We start from the raw sequence: 22,979 nt of genomic DNA, 5'->3' as shown, positions 1-22,979 counted from the left end.
ATTAATTGGAGATGAAAGATTGTGTCACTTGATATCACCCAAGTGGTGACTTTATTAGATGAACATGATTTATTAAAAACGGTCACAGTAGCTGATTCCAAGCAAACATTTCAGCATGTGAACTACAATTCGCAAACGGTTAAACCCGATACCTTATTCTTCTGTAAGGGGAACTTCAAACCAGCTTATTTACTCGGCGCTAAAAAAGCAGGAGCCACAGCATACGTGTCTGAGACCCGCTACGAAGAAGGCCAGGGACTAACCAGCATTATCGTGACTAATATTCAAAAAGCCATGTCATTGTTAGGCGCTGCTTTTTACGGGTATCCTCAAAATGACCTCTTTATTATTGCCTTCACGGGGACTAAGGGAAAAACGACATCAGCGTACTTCACTTATGGTATCGAACAAGCTCATACCCACGACCGGGTAGCGCTATTTTCAACCATTGACCGGATCGTGGGGAATGCCCCTGAGGACCGATTTAAGTCGGACTTAACCACCCCTGAATCGCTGGATCTCTTTCATGATATGCGCCACGCTGTGGATAACGGGATGACCCACTTGGTTATGGAAGTGTCTTCGCAAGCTTATAAGAAAAACCGGGTTTACGGCCTGAAGTATAACGTTGGTATTTTCCTCAATATTTCACCGGATCACATTGGTGAAAATGAGCACCCAACTTTCGCGGACTATTTGCACTGCAAGGAACAGTTGCTGGTGAACGCCGAAACCTGCATCATTAACGCCGAAACGGATCATTTAGCGGACGTGTATTACGCAGCTAAAACCACGACTCAGCCGGAAAATATTTACCTTTACGCTCGAGAAGGTGCCAAGCTGCAGATGCCGTTAGACCTTGATGTGACCTTTAAAAACACCAACGAAACGCTGCATCAGTCCGATTTCCAAGTCACGGCGGTATCCGAAAAGGCCAAGCAGTTAGCCATTGATGGCAGCTACGAACTGCACGTTCCTGGCGACTTTAACGAAAGCAACGCCGCTAGTGCTATCATTGCCAGCGCGCTGTCCGGAGCCAGTTATGACGACGCTAAAACGGCATTGACGGATGTTCACGTTCCTGGCCGGATGGAAATGGTGACCAGCAAGGATCACGGGACGATTTACATCGACTACGCTCATAACTATGGCAGCTTGAAGGCTTTACTGAGCTTCTTGCGGGTTCAAACGGGTGCTGGTCGAGTGATCGTGGTCATTGGCAGTACTGGCAACAAAGGCGTTTCCCGGCGCAAAGGCTTTGGTAAAGCGCTTAGCGAGGAAGCTGACGTGGCCATTTTAACCACGGATGATCCCGCTTATGAAGATCCCAAGAAGATTGCCGAAGAAATTGACGCGCACATTGATCATTCCTGCGTCAAAGTGCAATACGTCATGGATCGTAAAACCGCTATTGAAACGGCGATCAAGATGAGCACGAAAGACGACATCGTCGTGCTTGCTGGTAAGGGTGAAGATGCTTTCCAGAAGGTCAATGGTGTCAACACGCCATACCCAACCGATGTTACGATTGCAAAAAACGCTGTGGAGGAATTGTAGAATGCAAGAAACACCAAAATTTACCCCAATTTTATTGGGAAGCGACTTTAACGTATACGGGATGGCGCGTTCGCTGTATGAGCTGTACCACCAGCCCGTAAAGGCTTTTGCTTCAATTCAATTAGCACCGACTCGTTTCACTAAAATTGTTGATTTGGAACTGATTCCCGGTTTCTCTGAGGATCCCGTTTGGATCGACTCAATGCGGAAAATCAAGGAACGTTATCGCGACCATAAAGAACCAGTGATCCTGATTGGCTGCGGTGACGGCTATGCTGAACTGATTGCTAAGCATAAGGATGAGTTATCAGACGTATTCATTTGCCCATACATCGACTATGATTTACTGAAAACGTTGAACAACAAGGAACGCTTCTATAAGGTTTGTGACAAATACGGTTTGCCATACCCGAAGACCCGGACAATTTCAAAGGCAGAACATGACAGCCAGACGGTTGTGGAACAGCCTTTCGACTACCCAGTTGCCCTGAAACCAACCAACAGTGTGGAATGGCTGGACGTGCATTTTGAAGGCCGGAAGAAAGCTTTCCGGATTCAGTCCCGCGAAGAGTTTGATAAGGTCTTGGACGCGGCTTATGCTAACGGTTATAAGTCCGATTTTATTCTGCAAGACTTCATTCCCGGCGACGACAGCAACATGCGGGTACTGAACGCCTACGTTGATCAGCATCATCACGTTAAGATGATGTGTCTCGGCCACCCGTTGCTGGAAGACCCAGCACCGTCCGCAATCGGAAACTACGTGGCAATTTTACCAGAGTACAACGAAGCTATTTACAAGCAGATCAAGGACTTCTTGGAAAAAATTGAATTTACCGGTTACGCCAACTTTGATATGAAGTATGATGTACGTGACGATACATTCAAATTATTTGAAATCAATCTTCGACAGGGACGCAGCAGCTTCTTCGTGACGCTCAACGGTTATAATTTAGCCGATTGGGTAGTTAAAGATTACGTCAAGCAGGATCTGGTTGACCAGCCAACTGTTTATGGAAATCAAGACGAAAGCAAGCACGCGCTTTGGTTAGGAGTTCCAGCCAGAGTCTTCAAGAAATACGCCCGTGAAAACGCCGATAAGGACCGAGCATTGGAATTAATCAGAGCCGGCCGTTATGGAACCACGTATCAGTATTCGCACGATATGAACTTGAAGCGCTGGGCACTGATTAAGTGGATGAATCATAATTACTCGAAGAATTTTGATCGTTATTTTGCTGAAAACAAAGGGTGATTTTTATGGAACACTTCTTTACAATAATTGGCGGTATGGGTACTGAAGCCACGGAAACTTATATTCATCAGTTAAACGAACGGACACCGGCCAGTAAGGATCAGGATTATTTAAACTATATCCTGGTCAATCATGCTACCGTGCCTGACCGTACGAGCTATATTAAGGACCATAGCCAGCCGAATCCGCTGACACCTCTAGTACATGATATTAAGGTTCAGAGTCAGTTAAAGCCCGATTTTTTTGCCTTACCGTGCAATACAGCACACTATTTCTATGATCAGATGCAGGCGGCCACTGATATTCCAATCCTCCACATGCCACGTGAGGCAGTGAAGGAGATTGGGAAGAAGTATCCGGATGCACACCGAATTGGGTTGATTGCCACTGAAGGGACGATTTACGACCATATTTATGATCATGAAATCATGGCTGCTGGATACGAATTCCTGGCACCGAGTCAATCCGTTCAGGAGCAAACCAACCGTTTGATCTACGACTGCATCAAGGATAATAACGTCGTTGACCGCAAGTTATTCCATGGTCTAGTTCAGCAGATGTTTGATGAAACTAACTGTGACGCGTTAGTTCTCGGCTGTACCGAGTTATCATTAGCGCAGGATCGTGAACCAGTGACGGATAAGCCAATTATTGACAGTCAGTCTATTTTGGTTGATCGGTCGTTGGAATTAGCGTTGAAGGCTCAAAAGGGATAGTTAAAATAAAAGATTAGCCAGAATTCCGAGTGGGAAGACTGGCTAATCTTTTTTGCTTAAAAAGGGTATATAAAAAGCGGACCCTCTCAGGTCAGCTCTGCACCGCGTTGTTCTCTTAAGCGGGTAACGGGAATCGGACCCGCGACTCAAGCTTGGGAAGCTTGAATTTTACCACTAAACTATACCCGCATAACAGTAACTATATTATCATATTCAGCTTATTCTGTCAGCATGAAATTGCATAAAAATAAGCTTTTTTGAAATAGTTAACCATTATTTTCAGTACTATGCTTTAGCTTTCGCCAGCTCGGCGTCTTCTTTACGCACGATGGCGCGGTTGTTAAGTTCACCAACCAAAATTCGATCTTCGTCATTATAACTTAAAATGTGAATTAATACCGAGTTTTCATAAATCTTCTCGATTTCCCCTTCAAAGTCATGTTCAAAAGAGCCAAACTTTTTGCCCTTTACATAGTCGCCAACTTTATGTTCTGCCATTGGGTTGTCTCCTCCACTTCGCATGATGAGAAAGATAATAACAAATTTTGTCTGGGAATACAAGCCTCACTTTCACAATTGACCAACTTTTCGGAAACTTAATGTTGAATTAAGAATTTAAATTGAAAATGAGTTTCATGAGTCGACCGTGGTAAACTTAAGATAACAGTAAATTTCGGGAACAACTAGCAATATGCAACATATTTTAATTGAGGATGTGACCTGAATGTGGTTAACCATTTACTTCGTTAGTTTGATTTTACTTATTCCTGTCACCATTATTGGCTTGAACCGAACTTCTGAAAAAAAGATTTCCCAATGGTTAATTATTGACCGTTTTGTTTACTTGCTAATGGCATGTGCAACCGTTGTCTTGATGATCAGGACGTTTAGCCACTCACCCCTGTTGGTTTCTTGCAAGGGATTATTGACAGTCAGTGTCATCGTATTGATCGAAGTTGCCTTTGGTCGCAAACAGGAGCACAATCTTTCCATTGCTTGGACGATTGTTATCAGTCTTGCAATTTTGATAACGGCTGTAGTTGGGATTATTACGACGTTGCATTCCATTTAAGGAAAATTGTAAAGAAAAGGATAGTTAGTGTATTACTTGTATGTGTATCGAATATGTAAGGTGTTTTAGTAAGATGTTGTAATTCAATTCTTATTAAATTATAGGTATTAGCTAAAAAGCTTCGAGAAATTTTAAATTAATTTCTCGAAGTTTTTTGGTTATGCCTTTAGACCCAGTTCCAAGCCTAGTGGTTTTCTAGGCTTGGAACAAAAAGCCACCTGCTTTGCGGGTGGATGACAATTAGTTATACTAAGAAACCTCCTAGTATCATAGAATAATGGTGTCGAAGCCAGAGTCTATGATGTTAGGAGGAATACAAATGGCACATCAGTTAAATAGTTTAGCCCACACCAAGTGGTTGTGTAAGTACCATGTTGTCTTTACGTCCAAGTATAAAAGAAAAATAATCTACAATCAATATAGACAGGATCTACAAGAAATTATCAAACTACTTTGTCGCTATAAAGGAGTTCAGATAATTGAAGGGCATATGATGCCAGATCATGTTCACTTACTTTTGAGCATTCCACCAAAATTAAGTGTTTCAAGCTTTATGGGCTACTTAAAAGGGAAAAGTGCCTTAATGATGTTTGATAAGCACGCCAATTTAAAGTATAAATTTAGCAATCGTCATTTCTGGGCTGAAGGATATTATGTTAGCACTGTCAGTCAGAACGAAGCAACAATTAGAAAGTACATTCAAACTCAGGAGAAACATGATTTCGCAGTTGATCAATTAAGCGTCAAAGAATATGAAGACCCTTTTAAGGGTAGCAAGTAATACCAACACTCCTGGAAAGAGGTCGTGAAGTAATCATGGTACTCTGGCTTTGGTATACATAAAAGCCAGCGCCTTGAAACGCTGGTCGGTAGCAGGGGCTTATAGCCCCAGAGAAAACTACCCGTTCGACGGATGGTTTACTCTAGTTAGTTACCAAAATAGTGTGACGTCCAAGTTTTAGTAGCAGTTTGATAGTACCAGTAAAGTGTGTTATCTGTACCTGATTCACTTTTAGTATATTGTTTCCAAATAGCGCCATCAGCAAGTGGATGGATAAATTTTACTTCTGTTGGTGCCACATTTCCAAAGCCTGCGTTATTAGGATTTGAACCTAGTGCAACAAATCTTTCATTTACAGGAATCTTAAACACATCACTTGAACCTACATAACCCTTTTGACCATTCACTTCTACCGGAAGTAATCCAGCGGAATATCCCCAGTACTCATCATCCTCATCTGAATTAGGTTTCGCATAAACCTGGATAGTTTTTAAAGAAGTATTATTTTCTGCGCCATGACCACTTATTATTGTTGGATATTGTTTACCTTTACTGTCGGGGTACATATAAACACTGCTGTAACTTTCTATATAATATTCCGTAGGTATTCCGTTAAATGCATCATCAGTGCTTACGACTTTATCAATGTTATCCGTATCAGCGTGATCTGCGTTAGGTGTTATATCGTCATTGGATTTACCTGTATTAGTTGACTGTGAAGTGTTCTCAGAATTCTTAAGCAGGTTTATTTGGTTTTGCAAACTAGCAATTTTAGCAGAATCATCGGTTGAATTTGTAGTTTTTGCTGAGTTTTCCGAGCTAGACTTTTGATTCTTTAAATCACTTATTTGCTGTTGCAGACTAGCAATTTGTTGCTGAAGAACCATATTCAAATTTTCGGCAGGCTTTCTAACGGATACTTTAATCAGATAACCGTGCCAGAGCCAGCCCGATACCTTGCTACTCTTAGCATAGTAATACACTGCCTTCTTGCCATTAGATTTTCTGACAACCGCCTCTTTTGATACAGAAAACTTCACCTTTGAATACTTTTTGATGCTGTTCACTTTAGTCTTTAAGGTTGCTTGCTTATACAAATAACCTTTAGAACTCTTGGTAACAGTATATTGAGCTTTCTTGACACTTTTGTACTGCATAACCTTTGTTGTTGAAACTGAATGTATCCTTTTTGCACTTGCTTCACTAGGTTTAACAGCGATTGCGGTTGCACCAATTGCAAGAGTAAGTCCTAAAATTGCAGCTTGCTTTTTCATTGAATGTAATCTCCTAAAATTAGTTTAAGTTACAAGTATGCCTGAACGCCGGCAGGTATGCAATCAAATTCTAATTTAAATGGCGTTTTTCTACTATCTAGGTAGCTTGGCTGATTTGTTATTGTAGTGGCAACCTAATTCGTAGTGATATCAGTACCATCACAGTACATTATCCACGAATAAACAATAGCATTGTCACTAACCCCAATAATAGAAGAATGGAGCTTTTAAAATGACAAACAATTTTCACGACTACGCAGACACTAAATGGCAAGAAGACGACAAGATTATCAAGTATCTAATGGATCATCACTATGACTACGAGAACCTGACCATACGCGAGCTAAGACAGATGGGTGCACAGCCTGGGGGTCAAGTAATCGTAGAGGATGTGCTGTATGGCTTACTTGAGACAGCTGAAGAACTAGAACGAATCCAACCGGCTAATCCCCTCGACTATGGCGCAATATACCCCTGGATAGCGTCTAACAGCGCTCCACTCATGGATAATGGGCAAAGAATGCTGCTGCCCGCTAACGATAGTAAGCTATCCTTTATTCAAATGATGGACCATATGCGTGAGCGGCGAGCCTCCTCATGGAATGGCACATTTGAAGATGGTGATCCGGTCATGTATCTGTACCACAACAACGCTGATCCAAGTAATTCAGCCGCCTACTTTGAAATTAAAATGTATCCCGATCACCTGGAATACCAGGTGCCCCATCACCCAGGCTACGAGGGCATTGAAAAATGGCTGAAAGCATTCGATAAGCTACTTATGCAACGCCACGATTAGCGTTATAATATTAAGACGCTCAAGAGAGTTATACGTAAATTCATCTGAAAACACTTCAGAATACGTTTCATGGAAGGGGTAAGCATGGAAAAGTTTAGCGAAGACGCTGAAAGCTGTGCCGGCTGTTTGAGCGGTTGTATTACTAATCTTGTGATGATTATAATTGGGATTGTAGTAATTTTCTTCTGCATTGCGATTTTTGTCGGACAGTTTTAGAGGAGTAAATCATGAAAAGTATATACATGTTACCGGTGCACGGATCCGAACTGGACAGGACATTTAGCCTAACCGTGGACGGAATTATTCAAACTTTCTACGTGCCACAAAACACGCTATCCAAGCTGCCGTTAAAGTTAAATTTAACAGACGTTGATAACAATGACATCCAGTATGGCACAGCTTACAGCTTCACTTGAAGATCCCTGAGATTTACAGCTGGCGATGGTGAGATTGTTAAATCAGAATTATCGCATGGAACACACAATCAGAGGGCAAGCAGGCGTCTGTCCGCTATATAAAGCATACTAAACCAAAACAGGGCTACCTGTTGAAGTACTGAAATAGTACTTCGGCAAGGTAGCCCTATTTTGTCTAACAATTATAAGCCACTTCAGTTCATGTGAATTATCATTCTTTCGCAAATTTCAGCCCCCGCAAAAGTGACACAGTATTGATGACAACAAAGATTATCATGATAAAAAAGACGTGCTGTGCACCGATTGCAGTCGAGCTAGCGTAATTTGATTTATTCTGAGCGACCGACATGACTAGAGAAGCAATTGACGTTCCGAAAGCACCGGCAAACTGCTGCAAGGTGTTAAAAATGGCGTTACCGTCAGCATTTTCGTTCTGGGGGATTTGCGCTAAACCGTTAGTCATTGTGTTTCCCATGGTAAATCCGGGTCCCGGCATGACCAGCACGTAGCCGAGTAAAATCATCCAGATGTTGGCGGTAGCTGATAAAGCGAACAGTAAGACAACACCAAGAAACTGACAGGTTAGCCCAATATATGCTGGCTTCCTAATGCCAAATGCATCGTACATCCGACCGCCAAATGGTGCCAGGATGGCGCCGATAGCAGCTCCCGGCAGAAGCAGCAGACCGGCATTGACGGGTGAAACATGATTGACAATTTGGAGGTAGTTAGGCAGCACAAAAGCGGCACCAACGTTGATTACCTGGAAGAGTAAGAAGCTGATCAAATGCAGCGTGAAGGATTGATTTTTAAATACCGATATCTTGATTAGCGGATTAGCGATTTTTAGGGAGCGTGAAATGAAAATGATGAGGCTAATTACCGCAATAACCAGGTAAATCCCAGTCATTGGAATTGAAGTTGATAGGCTATTGAGCCCTAAAATTAATCCTACAAAAACTAGGGCAATTGAGATCCAGGATGGCCAATCTAACCGGACTTTTTTAGTTGGCGTGACTTGTCTGATGGCATAAATACCGAGAGTAAAAGCAATTACCATAACTACCAGCAATAGTCCAAAAATCAGGTGCCAATTGGTTTCTACCAGAAGACCGCCATAAGTTGGCCCTAAAGCTGGAGCAACGGCTGTTACAAGTGTACCAATACCCATAAAGAAGCCTAATTTTTCAATTGGCGCCTGTTCTAGAATAATATTAAACATGAGCGGTAAGGCCACCCCAGTACCGAATCCTTGGATGATACGGCCAAGCAGTAAGGTGCCAAAATGATTAGTAAAGGTACAGATTAACAGTCCCACAATGAATAGTGACGCGGCAAATACAAAAAGCTGTTTAATGGTAAAGCGCTGTTTTAAAAAACTAGATAATGGTACAAAAACCGCAACCACTAATAAATAGGCCGTGGTGAGCCATTGAATGGTGGCCGTGTTGACGCTAAACTGGGCCATTAGCGTCGGGTAAGTGACGTTCATTGCTGTTTCAATCAGGACGCCGCAAAACGCAGTTAGCCCCGTGGCAATAATTGATAAATACAGTTTTACAGATAATTTCCGTTGCATGAATAGCCTCCTAAATAATAGTTCTATATAGCACTAAATGATAAACTATCACTAATTTAGTCTGAATACAAGGGCTAATTATCTTTACATCAGCTAGCTTTTCCGTTAGTATAAGGTGATTAAAAATTAGTTTTGTTTGGAAGTGTCTAAAATGGAGCAGATTATATTCGGAGCTTTAATTAAAAAATTAAACAATAGTTTACAGCGCTACTCAGAACGAGAAGCACGTAAAATTGGCATTACGCAAACGCAAATGAGTATTATTGATTTTTTATATCGAAACGAACGACAGCGTGAAATTTACCAAACTAACGTTGAACGGGAATTCAATATTCAGAAATCTTCGGCAACTGCGTTATTAAAACTGATGGAAAAAAAGGGGTTGATCGTTCGGTCACCTTCAAAAAAAGATAGCCGATATAAGTTCATTTTACTAACGACAAAGTCACGACAATTAGCGGATCACATCAGTGCCTTTTACCAAGCAAACAACGACGAGCTACAACGGGTGCTTGGAGATAATACTGAACGATTTGTTGATGATTTAAGTAAGTTGCAGAAGTATATGGATGAGCAGCTAAAGGTGTAGTTAACCGACTTTAAGCCACGATCTCATTCCCTCCAAACTGCCAATAGCACCCCAAAAAGCCCACCCGACGAATTTACCACGTCGGGTGGGCTAACTAGTTCCACAAACTATTCGTCTTCCATTTCCTCTAACCACGGGTTCTCGCGATCCGGGATCCAGGAATAGCTGGTTACTTCGGCATCATGATCAGCGGCGACTTGGTTTGCGGTCTTACGGCTTTTAATGATGCGCGCCTGTTCAATATCTTTGGTGAATTGGCCGTTACGGTCAAGGTATTGGTTGTTTTTGAATATCAAATTGATCATCCTGTCAAACTCCTTTACTTTATCGGTGAATCATTCAGTTATTACCTCAAAACCTACGTACTTTCCCTCACCAACAGCGATGCCTCTAACACTTCGTGCCGTTCCGGGGCGTTTTTACGGGCAATTTTTTCCTGCAGGATCTCACACGCCTCATGGCCAATTTCATAGGCGGGCTGCTTAATGGTGGTGAGCTTGGGGGAGACGACCGTGGCTAAAAAGGTATTATCAAACCCAACGACTGAAAGGTCATTTGGCACCTGGCGACCCAAGTGGCGGGCGGCTTCTAACGCAGCTATCGCAAAAATATCTGAGGATGCGAAGATGGCATCGATTTCGGTTCGGCTGCGGAGCAGATCCGTGACTTTAGAGAGTGCCAGGTTGTAGCGGATGCTATTGATGTGCAGGATCACGTCCGGATCAAGGGTTAAGCTTGCCCGCTGCAGCGCTTGCTTATACCCAGCTTCTCGTTCACGGGCATACTTATGATTCATGGTGGCGTTGATCAGCGCAATGTGATGGCGGCCGATTTTCGTAAGGTAGTCGGTAGCCTTTTGTGCCGCGGTATTATCGTTAATGCCAACGTAAGACATTTCGGTATCTTCCAAATATTCGGAGCACATCACCACTGGAATCTCGTGATTGAGTTGGTAGGCAGTTTGGTTATCGGGAAGCGCGGCTAGGGCGATGACGCCGCAGTAGTTCGCGTCCTTCAGCATATTCAGGTAGTAATCAATGTCAGTATCAGCTTCCTTGACCATCAGCAGGGCAACGTTGAGGCTTTGAGCGGCGGCTGCGTTTTGAATGCCCTCTAAAACAGATGAATTGAACGGGTTAGATAAATTAGGAATCAAGACGGCAATGGTTGTGCTCTTGGGTGGCTGCAGGGTGTTGGTGGTGTGGTAGTCCAGTTTTGCTACCACCGCGTCGATTGTTCGTTGCGCCTCCGCGCTCACGCTGTCGTGATGGTTGATCGCCCGTGACACCGTGGCAATTGAGTAACCGGACGCTGCGGCAATGTCTGATAATGACGCTGGTTTTCGTTTACGGCTCATCGGCATCCCTACCTTCTGATTTTTCACTCATTATAGCACGAATTTGCTTAAAAACACGTGATATATGACGTTATATTGTAAATATTACAGTATATTTTGCAAAACTTTCGTTGACTATCACGTGTAATAATCGTATTCTTTGCTTGTAAGCGATTACACATTGTTTTGAAAGGAGATCACGGCATGGATGTTGCGGTCATTGGGACTGGCTTCATTGGTAAGCAGCACATCGAGGCGATTCGGCGGGTCCCGGGGGCGCGCTTAGTTGCGGTGTGTGAGCCTAATGAAGCGGTTGCCAAACAACTCAGTCAGGCAATGGAGATCCCCCGGTACTACACAACAGTTGAGGACATGCTGGCGCAGGAGCCGAGCTTGAAAATCGTCCACAACTGCACACCTAGTAGTTTCCACTTTGCGATTAATCAGCAGCTGATAGCGGCTGGCGTGAACGTCTACTGTGAGAAGCCGTTTACCAGCAACGCTGAACAGTCAGCCGCCCTAGTAAGGCAATTGTCGAAAACCGGACTTAAAGGGGGCGTCAACTTCAATTATCGGCATAATCTGATGGTGGAAGAGATGCGCGAACGGGTTACCAGTGGCGCCATTGGCCGACCTTGGTTCGTTAACGCCGAGTACTTGCAGGACTGGTTATTGAAACAAAGTGACTATGACTGGCGGGTGGACGCCGAGATTGGCGGTCCGACCCGGGCGATTGCCGACATTGGCTCCCACTGTTTTGACACGTTGCAGTACATTTTCAACCAGCATATCGTCAGCGTGGAAGTCAAACGACTGCAGGAGTATGCGACCCGGTTTAAGGATGGTCAGGAAGTGCCGGTAGCCAATGAGGATGCCGCCATTATCTTTGTCACTTTTGAAGATGGGCTGTCCGGGTTGATTCGGGTGTCACAGGTGACCGCTGGTAAGAAAAATGACCTCCACGTTTTAGTTGAAGGTCAAAAACAGGCGTTGGAATGGTATCAGGAGCGGCCGGATCGGTTATGGATCGGTCACCAAGATCAGGGCAACGAAGAACTATACGCTGCCAGTCAGTATTTACACGGTCAAGCCGCGGAAGACGCGGAACTCCCAAACGGCCACGCGGTGGGGTGGAAGGATGCCTTTACCGCCGGGATCAAGGCCTTTTATGATGACGTGAACGGTAAACCTAATGCCGGTTACGTTGATTTTTCAGAAGCAGATTACTTAATGCGGCTCGTTGACGCTTGTGTCGTTAGCGATGCTCAGCACCAACCAATTCAACTATAGGAGTGAACGAATGATGAAAAAAGGATTACTAGTTAAGTTACTTGGCGTTACCGCACTTACAGCTTTGGCGATTGGCCTGGCTGGCTGCAGCAGTTCTTCATCGAATAAAAAATCCAGTGACTCGTCAACCACCACCAGCAGCAAAACCCTTGCGGTAGTTATTCCGAGTTCCGACCACGGTTGGGAAGCCGGCGTGAACTACTACGCGCAGCAGCAAGTTAAAAAACTAGGACTGAAAAAGTATAAAATTGTCACTTCATCTTCCGTCAACGAGCAGGCATCTCAAATCGACGATATGATCTCGCAAAAAGTCGGTGCCATCGTGCTTCAACCGCAGACTGACGAAGTGTCCACTGCCGCGAAGAAAGTTGTTAAAGCTAAGATTCCACTGGTGGTCTTTGACCGGAAAGTGGATGCTAAGTACACCGGCTACGTGGCGGGTTCTAACCCTCAGATTGGTCAATTATCAGCTAAAAAGATTGGTGATACGTTGAAGGGCAAGGGTACCGTCGCCGTTTTGAACGTACCAAGTTCTGGTTCCGTGAGTGCTGAACGGACGGCTGGCTTTAAGCAGGTCATGAAGAAGAGCTACCCAGACATTAAGTTAGTTAACATGACGGCTGACGACTTTACGCAGGAAAAGGGCCTGAAGGCGGCAACTGATATGCTGCAATCAAACAAGCAAGTCGATGGTATCTTCTCAATCGATGATGAATCGTCAATTGGGATTTTACAGGCCGTGAAGGATGCCAAGCGGACTGACATCAAGATCATCTCTGGCGCCGGTGGGGACCAAGCCTACTTCAAACAAATCAAAGCTGGCGGCGACATTACTAAGTTTACGGCAACGTACTCACCAGCCATGATCGGTGATGCCATCAAGTTGGCGAACAAGGCGATGAACGGCAAGGACATCAAGAAGGATACCATCATTGCCCCAACCATCGTGACAAAGAGCAACGTTTCGAAGTTCTTGGATGCTAAATCGCCGTACTAAAGGTTGGTGACACGGATGACTGATGTCGTTAAGATGCGTCAAATTGAAAAAGCCTTCGGGGCCAACGCCGTGCTGAAACGGGTTGATTTTACCCTGAAAACCGGGTCAATTCACGCGCTGTTAGGTGAAAACGGGACCGGTAAAACGACCCTGATGAACATTCTAACCGGTGTGTATACCAAGGACCATGGTGACATTGAAATCGATGGGGCGCCCGCGACACCGGCCAGCCAGCAGCAAATCGCCTTTATCCATCAGGAACTCTCGCTGGTCAATGATTTAAGCGTGTACGAGAACCTGTATTTAGGCCACGAACTAAAACACTACGGGTTATTGAGCCAAAAGGAAATGATCGCGACGGCTCAGGCTTTCGTGGATCAGATTGGGATCTCGTTGGACGTGACCGCAATGGTGCGTGATCTGAACCCGTCGTATAAGCAGATCACCGAAATCGTGCGGGCGCTGATGCGCGATGCCAAGGTGATCATTATGGACGAACCCACCACCTCGTTAACGGACGTTGAAATCAAGGACGTCTTTAAGATGATGCGCAAATTGCGAGATCAGGGCGTCAGCCTGATTTTTATCTCGCATAAACTCAATGAAGTCCTGGAAATTTGTGACACTTATACGATCATGCGGGATGGCGTCGTCGTAAGTTCGGGACCAGTAACCCCGGAACTCACGGAGGTTCAGCTGAGTAATCAAATGGTGGGTAAGGAACTGGCTAATAGTGAAATCTACCAGCCCCGACCACTGGGGAAGCCCGTCTTGACGTTAAAAGGTCTGACGAAAGCGCGCCAGTTTCAAAACGTTGATCTCGTCGTTCATCTAGGTGAGATCGTCGGCGTTACCGGTTTGCTGGGAGATGGTCGAAGCGAGCTTTTCAGCGCAGTTGTTGGGGCAACTGCCTTTGATTCGGGACAGGTGCTGGTTAACGAGCGGCCGGTTCACATCAGAACCACCGCCGATATCAACCGGTATGGCATTGCGTATTTGCCGAAAAACCGGAAGGAAAACGGTATTGTCCCGGACCTTAACATTGAAGAAAACATGGCGTTACCGATACTGGGACGGCTGTCTCATGGCGGGCTGATCAATCGTGGTCAGCTTACAGCCACCGTGCAGCGTTACGTTAAGCAGATCAACATTAAAGTTGCGGACGTTAAAGACGTGATTGGCTCGTTATCTGGTGGTAATCAGCAAAAAGTTCTGTTGGCAAAGGCCCTGTGTACTAATCCTAAAGTGGTGATTTTGGATAATCCCACTCAGGGAGTTGACGTGGGGGCGAAAGCTGAGATTTACCATCAGATTATGGATCTTGCCAAAACGGGAATCAGTTTCGTGATCCTTACCAGTGAGGTTGCTGAGATTCAACAGCTCTGTGACCGGGTTTACGTCATGGCTCACGGTGAGATTCAAGCGGAACTGGCGCACGATGCCATTAACGAACGCGACATTATGCTGGTAGCAACCGGCGGACATTTAGATTAGGAAGGTGAATTTATGACAGACACGCAGGAAACTTCAGCATCCAAGCACAAGCAACGCAGTCTGAAGGGATTGATTGCGGACCATAGCGCCATTTTCGCCTTTCTGATCCTGTTCATCGTGGCCGTGATCCTGAAGGGGTCAATCTTTTTAAGCGTCAGCAACATCATGAACATCTTAATGAATAACTCGATTATCGGCATCATCGCTTTAGGGATGACACTGGTGATCATCACGGCAGGGATTGATTTAGCCGTCGGTTCCCAGATGGCTGCCACTGGCCTGATTGCGATGACGATTTTAAACGCCACGCAGAGTATTCTTCTAGCCATTGTTGCTGCCGTGTTTGCGGGCCTGGTGTTCGGCGCGATCACTGGGGGCCTGATCTCAAAGTTTGGGGTGCCGGCCTTCATCGTGACGTTAGGAACCATGCAGATCTACCGCTCAGTTTCCGAATACTGCTTTGACGGTGGTGGGGTATTGGCAACCGGCCGATCCGCCGACGCCTTTACCGCGATCGCCAACACTAAGCTATTCGGCTTCATTCCAATGCCGATGATCTACTGGTTCGCGCTTTGTTTGCTCATTAGCATTATTGCGCGACGGACGGCGTTTGGACGCCACGTTTACGCCATTGGTAGTAATGAGCGCGCCAGCTTCTTGTCCACAATCAACGTGAACCGGGTTTTACTGCTGGTATACGCGTTATCCGGTGTGCTGGTGGCGCTGGCGTCGATTATTGAAGCGTCACGGTTAGGAAGCATGAACTCGGCGTCTTCTGGAAGTGGCTATGAAATGGATGCCATTGCTGCCGTTGTGATTGGCGGTACATCGATGGCTGGCGGTCGCGGGACGATTTTAGGGACGGTATTTGGTACCCTGACCTTGGGTATCATTAATAATTTGATGAACTTACTGGGAGTCCCATCGTTTCTGGTGGGCGCCATCAAAGGGGTCATCATCATTGGCGCCTTACTGATCCAGCGGTCCGTATCTAAGGAAGAAAGTTAAGGTGGTCGTGATGAAATTAGGGTTGTTAAGTGCGATCTTAGCAGACATGTCGTATGAAGAAGTGATCGACTACGTGGCTGCCCGCGGGTTAGGTTGTGTCGAATTAGCAGCTTGGCCCAAGGGTGACGGTGCTCGGCGGTACGCCGGCGTTTGCCACGTTGACGCGGAACAATTAACGTCAGCCCGGGCGGAAGAAATGCGGGCGTACGCGGACGAACGGCACGTTGAGATTTCGGCGTTGGGGTATTATCCAAACCCGCTGTCGGCAAACGGTGAAGTCGCTGAAACGGCGATTGCCCACCTTTATCGGGTAATTGACGCTGCCCAGTTGATGGATGTACCGCTGGTTACTACTTTCCTGGGGCGAGACCAGTACCGGACCGTGGCGGAGAACCTCAAATTAGTGGCCGAAGTTTGGCCACCGATCATTGAGTACGCCAGAGATCATGGTATTCGAATCGGCATCGAAAACTGCCCGATGCTGTTTACGGATGACGAGTGGCCAGGCGGGCAAAACATCATGACGTCGCCGGTAGTTTGGCGGCAGGTGTTTAACATTTTGGACTACGATAATTTTGGCCTGAATTATGACCCGTCACACTTTGTCTGGCAGATGTTGGATTATCTCAAACCAATCTACGAGTTTCGGGATAAGTTATTCCTGGTACATTTTAAGGATATTAAGTTGTTGCCCGAACGGTTAGCTGAGGTTGGGACGATGGCGACGCCGCTGTCGTATATGGTTCCCAAGGTGCCTGGTTATGGCGACATTGACTGGGGTCGGTTTGTGTCAGCTTTGAGTGATGTTGGCTATGCGGGCAACACGAGTATTGAAATCGAAGACAAGGCGTTCGAGGCGGATGCCGCGCAGGTGGATGCAGCGATTCGCCATTCGGTGACGTATATGCGAAATTATGTATGATGTGAAATACAATTTATAGAGCTGACCTGAGAGGGTCGGCTTTTTTGGTGTCAATAACAGACGTGAAAAAATTAGTTTTACGTTTACGTATTCTAGCCGGTACAATAGAATAAACTGAAAAGCGTCAAAAATTAGTAAGAATTCAAGCGAGGCGAAAGGTTATGAACGAGGTTCAGATGATGAAAGCAGCCTATTTTACACAAACGGGTGATGCTGATCAAATTCAAGTGGGGCAGCTGCCCGTGCCGGCAATCGGTCCAACTGATGCTTTAGTGAAGATTCAGGAAGCAGCGGTGGATCGGGTGGATGGCTATGTCCGCTCCGGTGCGTTTCAGACGCCAACCAAGCCGCAGCAAATTATTGGGCGGGACGCCTGGGGCACCGTTGTAAAAGTGGGTGCGCAAGTTCATGCGTTTCACATTGGTGATCGCGTGTGGACAAACAGTATGGGTTATGGCGGCCGGCAAGGAGTCACGGCCCAGTTTGCGGCTATTCCGGAAAGCCGGCTATTTTCAATGCCAGCAGGTGATCCAAGCAGCTGGCTGGCACTGGTTCATCCAGGTGCGACCGCGGCCATTATCGTAACGCAGCTTTTGAAGCTTAAACCTGATCAGACGTTACTGATTGAAGGCGGTGCAGGTCACGTTGGGCGTCTGTTAATTCAGTGCGCGAAAATAGCTGGTCTTCACGCGATCACAACGGCCAACCCGCGTGATTTTCCAGCCCTGGAAGCTTTAGGCTCCGAAGTGATCGATTACGCTGCGGGTTGGGAGCAGCAGCTGTCCCAACTGGTTGACGCCATCATTGATACCTCTGGACGGGTGCCGCTTCAGCTTAACCTTGACCAGCTGGCACTGGGCGGCTGCATTATCCTGATTGCTGCCTCCCAAAATCCTGAGGTCACTTTTAACTTGCCTAAATTTTACATGGCTGAACAGCAGCTGCGCGGATTTGTCATTAGTCATGCTAGCCTAGAAAGCTTGACGCAGGCGGGCGAATGGTTGCTGGCACATGCGGATGTATTGAAGGCGCCGGCATTCGAACGTTTGCCATTAAGCAAAGCTGCGTCGGCGCAGGAAATGGTGATGGATCCACGGGTGAAGGAGCGGCTGCTGATTGATTTGTCTTGAGGAATTGATGTACTCAATAAAAAATGCACAACAGAGGACTTATTGAGCAAAAAAATATCTTCTGATGGGCAATCCCAAACATTGAGTTTGCAAGTAGTTTGGATAATTTTATTGAATTCTTGCAGGTTTAGCAGACTATCTATGGTTGATAGTCTGTTTTTATTTATGCTTAAACGAAAACGTCCTTAATAACTATGGGTGGTAGTTTTGCTGTTGAAGCATGAGCTGTGTGAATGCTCTCAGCGGTTCCTAGAGTTGTAACTGATAACCCTAAATTTGCTGCCTTACCTAAAATATTCAAGTTCCCTGCCCCTCACAGTTTTACTATTATGATGAAAATTTAATTATACTTAAAAGTATCTGGATTAAATACTTATTGTTGAAAATATTCTCACAAATCAGAATTCTTCTAGTAAAAAAGGTAACACTTTCAATATAAAGCTAGTGAGTTTTACTCAAAAATTGAAACAGAATGTTCTATTTTTCTAAGTAACTTATTGTTGTTTAAATTTCTCTTCATAATTAGTTATCTAGTTTTATTTGCACCGATACTTAGGTATCAATTTAATGATTTTTTGCAGATTTTGCGATATAGAGAGGAAAATCTTTGGTAATTATTTCAGCACATTTAGTTTGCCGAATGTTACAATCTTTTAAAATTTAACTTTTTAAATTCATGGGACTATAATGTGGAACTGATTAATACTAAATTAGGAGGTTTATATGACAATTAAACTCGGAAAGAAAAAAGTTATTATGATGTTAGGAATATCATTACTTGGAGGTGTCGCAGCTAGTTTGCCAACGGTCTCGTCACCAGTTGTTGCTCACGCTGACAGTGTAACTTATTCGCAATTCACAAACGATATTGCTGCAACTAAGGCAGCAATTAATCTCGGATCATCAAAGTTAAAAAGTAAAATCAATAATAACTACTTCAATCGAATGATGAAAGATCCTGACGATGCCTATACATCGGATGCACCTTATTCATTTGAAGCCATCGTGACTACGTTGATGAACCAAATGTCAGACGAATACGATAAATCAGGAGTGAATTCCAGCGACTATCAGTCAGATTTAGCAGCTGCTAGGGCGCTTAGTAGTCATTTTGTCCCTCTGTTCGATTCTGAAAGTCAAAATGATTTGGAAGACCCAATGAACGCGTGGGCTAATCCCAAAGGTAGCAATTATATTGATGGCGATTTAGCGTTCAGCAACTTTTCAGATGCTTTTGGACTTGCGTTGGAATTTTATGGTGCTGATCAAATGGGTATTGATCATGTCAGTGGTAAACCCAAAACAACTCCTAAGGTTATAACAAAGAGTAATAAAAAGACCAAAAAGAGTTATATTTCATCCCTTTCAGTAAAAAGGATGACTTCTAAGAAAAATATAAAAGTAGTTGGTACTGCTAAACTGTATAAAAAAGCTAATTATGCTCATATAAAGACTTATAAAGGTTATAAGTACGCTAAGTTAGGTAGTAAGCATAGCTTTAAGAAAACAATTTATGCACCTAAGTCTACTACCGTGAAGGTTGTTGTTGGCAATTACAGTCATGGACATTTTACGCCAGTTACAAGCACAAAAACTGCTCACGTTAACTAAGTTAAAAATGGATTGAAAAGGGTTATGGGAGGTGTACGAAAATGAATAAATTGATTAAGGAACTTGTAGTTACAGGGCTTGCTCTAGCAACATTTAGTGTGACGCCGACGAAGGCGAATGCAAATTTTCGGTCACACCAACCTGTGCCAAAATCTCTTAGAGGCACTTGGTATAGTAAAAAGAGTCTTTCGAAGAATAGTGAGGTTAAATTCACACGAAACACTTTCACTACTTGGAGTGGAAAATACAAAGAAATAGGCTCAAATAAGGTTAAGAAGAACAACCAACAGCACGGTAAAACTTTCACAGGTAAATTATGGGTGGAAAATGAAAAACATGGATGGTATTCATTTGAAGTCGGTAACTTCTATGAAGTTCCTGCGTGGAGATATACTCACGCTTATCTCAGGCATAATGGGAAGAGTCACCGGTACCCAGCAGTGGAACGATCATTCTCTTATTTGTTTGGAAGAGAGGGTGGAGCGACTCCTAAAAACGTTTATTTCTTCAAAGCTAGTGCCTGGAAATAATTAATTCAGGATAAAGAATCTAGAACAGTTGAATAAGATAATTAAATGATTAGCCTGTGTAGTGTAGATTTAGCAGCATTCAGTGTTATTCTCACAAGTATTTAGTGGATTAATTAACTAGCTGACAAGTGCCCCCAAAAGGTTGTTATTAACCTTGGGGGTATTTTTGTGGTCAAATATGAAATTGAGTTCAAAAATTTTTCTTTATGTGTGATACTGAAACACCTTGCCCATTTTTATGATTTTGTGTCAAAGCGTTAAGTATAACGTGAATAGCCGTAAAAGTTACTTCGCCGTTAATTTGATACCAATAATACCGATTAAGAGTAAAGCCACAAAGAACCAAGTAAGTGGACTCAAATGATCGCCAAAAAGGATCACCCCGATGATAACGGTACCCAATGCACCAATGCCTGTCCAAACGGGATAAGCGAGACTGATTGGCAGCTGATGCGTGGCTCGAGCTAAGAATAAGAAACTGAATAACATTCCTAAGAAAGTGGCGATCGAATAACCTAAGTTGGAGAAGCCGTCGCTAAGCTTCATGAAGGTTGCCCAAACCACTTCGAAAATACCTGCTATGAATAAGTAAAACCATGCCATATTATCAATTCTCCTTTAACCAAAAACAGTACTGAACGACATTCCTTCAAAGACCTATCGGAATGTCACACAGTACTGCTACCCGGTGATAGTATTATTTTTTATTACTAATAACTTTAGCACAGAAATTTTCTGTCAACAACTTAAGCCCATAAATCAACGGTAATAGCTAGTACCATAACCCTTTATGAACTTGTAGTAGCTGCTTACTTCTATATGGTGTTTTGAAACCCACTTGAAATATTTTGTTTCGTTCTTTTTGGAGTAAATTGGCTCATACCCAATCACCTTGTAATTGTGATGACCAAGATAGCGATAATGAGTGTTATTTAGAAATTCCGGATCAACGCCCACAGCATGAGTATAATTTTTACCATTTTTTATTTTAAAAGAAACGTGAAAGGCATTATTTTTGGTGGCTTTCCACGTTCCCTGTAAAGCTTTTGGCATACCCTTATGCCAAGTTGCAGCGTTAGCATTTGTCGTGACTGCAAAGCAGCCGCCAACGAGACTAATGCCAACTGCTAGTGCTGTAATCATAGATTTTTTCATGTGAATTCCCCCCTGATGCTTTTATGTTACTCTAATCTATTCATTAGGAAAAGGGGGATTAAGCTAAAGCACAAAAGCAGAATCAGCAGTGGAGAGCATTCCTATTTTTTTCGAAAACAGAACGGCTTCATTTCGTAAGTGTTGAAAATGAAATTATCCTCAAGGTGATATAATAGCAGCGAGTAAATAAGATTATCCCTAAGATCAGAATTAGAGAGGAGTTTATACTAAATGAAATCGACTTTAAAAAGAACGTTATACGTTGGCCTAGCAGCCGTCTCAGTATTAGCAGCGGCTAGTTTTACTGCAGCAATTGCTAGTGCTAAGTCCGCAGCTTATGTGACGAAAACGTCATATTTTACTACACCACCAGCATCGCGTAACGTTGCGCCAAACGGTAAGAATGCACTGTACACAAAGGTCGGAACTTCTAAAGGTGCCCGCGTGGTTGTTCCAAAGACAACGATGAAGAACCTGTCTCTTTCAAAGAAATCAGCTGACTATTTCCGCGCTTATGCTATCGTGACAACTAATCGTGGTTCCGTTTACTACAAGGTTGTCTCCTTTAATGGTAAGTATCGTGGTTGGGTTTACGGTGGTAAGATTGTTGGTCGTTTCTCCGGCGGTATTCAAGCCGTTAATACCACTGAAAAAGCTGCTACGCCAACTGCCACATCGGGTTATACGCTGACTAATCCATCCAAGTGGACGTTGTGGAACAGTCCGCAATACACACAATATAAGGCTTCTAAGGTAAAGGGGTTCAGCAATAACGATACCTTCACCATTACTGGTGCTGTAACAAAGAGCCGCGAAGGCTGGGTCTACTACCAGGTTAAGGATGAGCAGAATTCTTCAATCACTGGCTGGGTCTATAATTTAGGTGTTCAAACACCGCAAAACAGTGCGATAAAGATCATTTACATTGATAAGGCTACCGGCCAGCAAGTTGGGACTGGTTCAGTCCCCGCCAATCAGAGTATACCAACTACTAATCTTACAGACGGTGCTAGTTTAATCAGCGTTAGAAATGGTGTTCCTTCCGGGTATGTACCATACGCTAGCGGTTCCGAGCCATTTGTGGACTATAATGCAGCCAGGACCGCCAAAAAAGGTGATACTTTGGCGTTTGATGTTGCAAGCATAGCAAGTCATACGACAACATCAATGGTATCAATCACACCATATACAATGGACAATGTACCGATTAATCTCACAGCTCACGATCGTGCGGTGCTTGATACTGAAGGACGAAGTGATGCTAACCAGATGACTAAGGGGCTGTCATATTCAAGCAATGCGCTTAGTGACATTATTATAAGTATCGGGCTAAATAATTTGACCGATCAGAATGGTCATCAATACAAGCTTGATCATTGTGTGTTGGTCGATGGTAGTTACACCAAGGACGGCGTTGTTGACGCTAAGGCTTATTACACGGCTAGATAATTGAGTTATTGGGAAAATG

General features: G+C 44.1%; 24 protein-coding genes and 1 tRNA gene. 17 read left to right on the top strand and 8 right to left on the bottom strand.

Translation table 11 applies throughout. From position 1 onward, the window contains the following. Positions 1-21: 21 nt before the first annotated feature. Genes JUE95_RS08645 through JUE95_RS08635 form a run of 3 tightly spaced genes read left to right on the top strand, consistent with a single transcriptional unit; the run spans position 22 to position 3,528 of the window. A complete protein-coding gene (locus JUE95_RS08645) occupies positions 22-1,557 on the top strand; it encodes a UDP-N-acetylmuramoyl-L-alanyl-D-glutamate--2,6-diaminopimelate ligase (RefSeq protein ID WP_203650745.1) in 1,536 nt (511 codons plus the stop codon). A gap of 1 nt (position 1,558) precedes the next feature. Continuing rightward, positions 1,559-2,812, top strand: coding sequence for a carboxylate--amine ligase (locus JUE95_RS08640; protein ID WP_203650743.1), 1,254 nt, complete (start codon positions 1,559-1,561; stop codon positions 2,810-2,812). Positions 2,813-2,817: 5 nt separating this feature from the next. Then, positions 2,818-3,528, top strand: a complete 711-nt coding sequence (locus JUE95_RS08635) for an aspartate/glutamate racemase family protein (protein WP_203650741.1) — start codon at positions 2,818-2,820, stop codon at positions 3,526-3,528. A gap of 118 nt (positions 3,529-3,646) precedes the next feature. Here JUE95_RS08635 and JUE95_RS08630 read toward each other — a convergent pair. Both JUE95_RS08630 and JUE95_RS08625 read right to left on the bottom strand, forming a co-directional pair. Beyond that, positions 3,647-3,717 (bottom strand) — tRNA-Gly (locus JUE95_RS08630). Positions 3,718-3,813: 96 nt separating this feature from the next. Next, positions 3,814-4,026 (bottom strand): DUF2187 domain-containing protein, encoded by a 213-nt coding sequence (locus tag JUE95_RS08625; protein ID WP_203650739.1) that lies wholly within the window; start codon positions 4,024-4,026, stop codon positions 3,814-3,816. 226 nt (positions 4,027-4,252) lie between these two features. Here JUE95_RS08625 and JUE95_RS08620 point away from each other — a divergent pair, with 226 nt between their 5' ends. Together JUE95_RS08620 and tnpA are read left to right on the top strand one after the other, a co-directional pair. Continuing rightward, positions 4,253-4,600, top strand: coding sequence for a DUF1516 family protein (locus JUE95_RS08620; protein ID WP_203650737.1), 348 nt, complete (start codon positions 4,253-4,255; stop codon positions 4,598-4,600). Between the two features lie 319 nt (positions 4,601-4,919). Continuing rightward, positions 4,920-5,381, top strand: coding sequence for an IS200/IS605 family transposase (gene tnpA, locus JUE95_RS08615; protein ID WP_203650736.1), 462 nt, complete (start codon positions 4,920-4,922; stop codon positions 5,379-5,381). A gap of 146 nt (positions 5,382-5,527) precedes the next feature. Here tnpA and JUE95_RS08610 read toward each other — a convergent pair whose 3' ends face one another. Further along, positions 5,528-6,655, bottom strand: a complete 1,128-nt coding sequence (locus JUE95_RS08610; protein ID WP_203650734.1) for a hypothetical protein — start codon at positions 6,653-6,655, stop codon at positions 5,528-5,530. A gap of 352 nt (positions 6,656-7,007) precedes the next feature. Between JUE95_RS08610 and JUE95_RS08605 the strand changes: the two genes are divergently transcribed. Further along, the gene (locus JUE95_RS08605; protein WP_203650733.1) at positions 7,008-7,454 is read left to right on the top strand and encodes a hypothetical protein; all 447 of its coding nucleotides are present in this window, start codon (positions 7,008-7,010) and stop codon (positions 7,452-7,454) included. A gap of 227 nt (positions 7,455-7,681) precedes the next feature. Further along, a complete protein-coding gene (locus tag JUE95_RS08600; RefSeq protein ID WP_203650732.1) occupies positions 7,682-7,870 on the top strand; it encodes a hypothetical protein in 189 nt (62 codons plus the stop codon). 211 nt (positions 7,871-8,081) lie between these two features. On the opposite strand, the gene JUE95_RS08595 is transcribed toward JUE95_RS08600, so the two are convergent. After that, positions 8,082-9,449, bottom strand: a complete 1,368-nt coding sequence (locus tag JUE95_RS08595) for a DHA2 family efflux MFS transporter permease subunit (RefSeq protein ID WP_203650731.1) — start codon at positions 9,447-9,449, stop codon at positions 8,082-8,084. Positions 9,450-9,600: 151 nt separating this feature from the next. Here JUE95_RS08595 and JUE95_RS08590 point away from each other — a divergent pair, with 151 nt between their 5' ends. Continuing rightward, on the top strand, positions 9,601-10,038 hold the full coding sequence (locus JUE95_RS08590; protein WP_203650730.1) for a MarR family winged helix-turn-helix transcriptional regulator: 438 nt from the start codon (positions 9,601-9,603) through the stop codon (positions 10,036-10,038). Between the two features lie 107 nt (positions 10,039-10,145). On the opposite strand, the gene JUE95_RS08585 is transcribed toward JUE95_RS08590, so the two are convergent. Then, positions 10,146-10,343 carry a hypothetical protein gene (locus JUE95_RS08585; RefSeq protein WP_203650729.1) on the bottom strand — a complete coding sequence of 66 codons (198 nt, stop codon included), beginning with the start codon at positions 10,341-10,343 and terminating at the stop codon, positions 10,146-10,148. Positions 10,344-10,396: 53 nt separating this feature from the next. Continuing rightward, entirely contained in the window at positions 10,397-11,395 is a 999-nt protein-coding gene (locus tag JUE95_RS08580; protein WP_203650727.1) for a LacI family DNA-binding transcriptional regulator, read from the bottom strand. 183 nt (positions 11,396-11,578) lie between these two features. Here JUE95_RS08580 and JUE95_RS08575 point away from each other — a divergent pair, with 183 nt between their 5' ends. From JUE95_RS08575 to JUE95_RS08540, 8 genes are all read left to right on the top strand, one after another. Continuing rightward, positions 11,579-12,664, top strand: a complete 1,086-nt coding sequence (locus tag JUE95_RS08575) for a Gfo/Idh/MocA family protein (protein WP_203650725.1) — start codon at positions 11,579-11,581, stop codon at positions 12,662-12,664. Between the two features lie 13 nt (positions 12,665-12,677). Beyond that, entirely contained in the window at positions 12,678-13,661 is a 984-nt protein-coding gene (locus tag JUE95_RS08570; RefSeq protein ID WP_203650723.1) for an ABC transporter substrate-binding protein, read from the top strand. A gap of 15 nt (positions 13,662-13,676) precedes the next feature. Further along, entirely contained in the window at positions 13,677-15,155 is a 1,479-nt protein-coding gene (locus tag JUE95_RS08565; protein ID WP_203650722.1) for a sugar ABC transporter ATP-binding protein, read from the top strand. Positions 15,156-15,167: 12 nt separating this feature from the next. Then, the gene (locus tag JUE95_RS08560; RefSeq protein WP_203650718.1) at positions 15,168-16,163 is read left to right on the top strand and encodes an ABC transporter permease; all 996 of its coding nucleotides are present in this window, start codon (positions 15,168-15,170) and stop codon (positions 16,161-16,163) included. Between the two features lie 10 nt (positions 16,164-16,173). Continuing rightward, complete coding sequence (locus JUE95_RS08555; protein ID WP_203650717.1) at positions 16,174-17,085, top strand: sugar phosphate isomerase/epimerase family protein; 912 nt, start codon at positions 16,174-16,176, stop codon at positions 17,083-17,085. Positions 17,086-17,246: 161 nt separating this feature from the next. After that, complete coding sequence (locus JUE95_RS08550) at positions 17,247-18,215, top strand: alcohol dehydrogenase catalytic domain-containing protein (RefSeq protein WP_203650715.1); 969 nt, start codon at positions 17,247-17,249, stop codon at positions 18,213-18,215. 723 nt (positions 18,216-18,938) lie between these two features. Next, positions 18,939-19,826, top strand: a complete 888-nt coding sequence (locus JUE95_RS08545) for a hypothetical protein (RefSeq protein WP_203650714.1) — start codon at positions 18,939-18,941, stop codon at positions 19,824-19,826. 41 nt (positions 19,827-19,867) lie between these two features. Further along, on the top strand, positions 19,868-20,356 hold the full coding sequence (locus JUE95_RS08540; RefSeq protein WP_203650712.1) for a hypothetical protein: 489 nt from the start codon (positions 19,868-19,870) through the stop codon (positions 20,354-20,356). Positions 20,357-20,641: 285 nt separating this feature from the next. Here the strand turns inward: JUE95_RS08540 and JUE95_RS08535 are convergent, their stop codons facing one another. Together JUE95_RS08535 and JUE95_RS08530 are read right to left on the bottom strand one after the other, a co-directional pair. Beyond that, complete coding sequence (locus tag JUE95_RS08535; RefSeq protein WP_203650710.1) at positions 20,642-20,959, bottom strand: DMT family transporter; 318 nt, start codon at positions 20,957-20,959, stop codon at positions 20,642-20,644. Between the two features lie 156 nt (positions 20,960-21,115). After that, entirely contained in the window at positions 21,116-21,511 is a 396-nt protein-coding gene (locus JUE95_RS08530) for a hypothetical protein (protein ID WP_203650708.1), read from the bottom strand. Positions 21,512-21,742: 231 nt separating this feature from the next. Here JUE95_RS08530 and JUE95_RS08525 point away from each other — a divergent pair, with 231 nt between their 5' ends. Next, entirely contained in the window at positions 21,743-22,960 is a 1,218-nt protein-coding gene (locus JUE95_RS08525) for a GW dipeptide domain-containing protein (RefSeq protein ID WP_203650707.1), read from the top strand. The last annotated feature ends 19 nt before the right edge of the window (positions 22,961-22,979 follow it).

This window comes from Secundilactobacillus yichangensis, from assembly GCF_016861565.1.
GTDB lineage: Bacteria > Bacillota > Bacilli > Lactobacillales > Lactobacillaceae > Secundilactobacillus > Secundilactobacillus yichangensis.
This window is presented reverse-complemented; position numbering and strand designations above follow the sequence as displayed.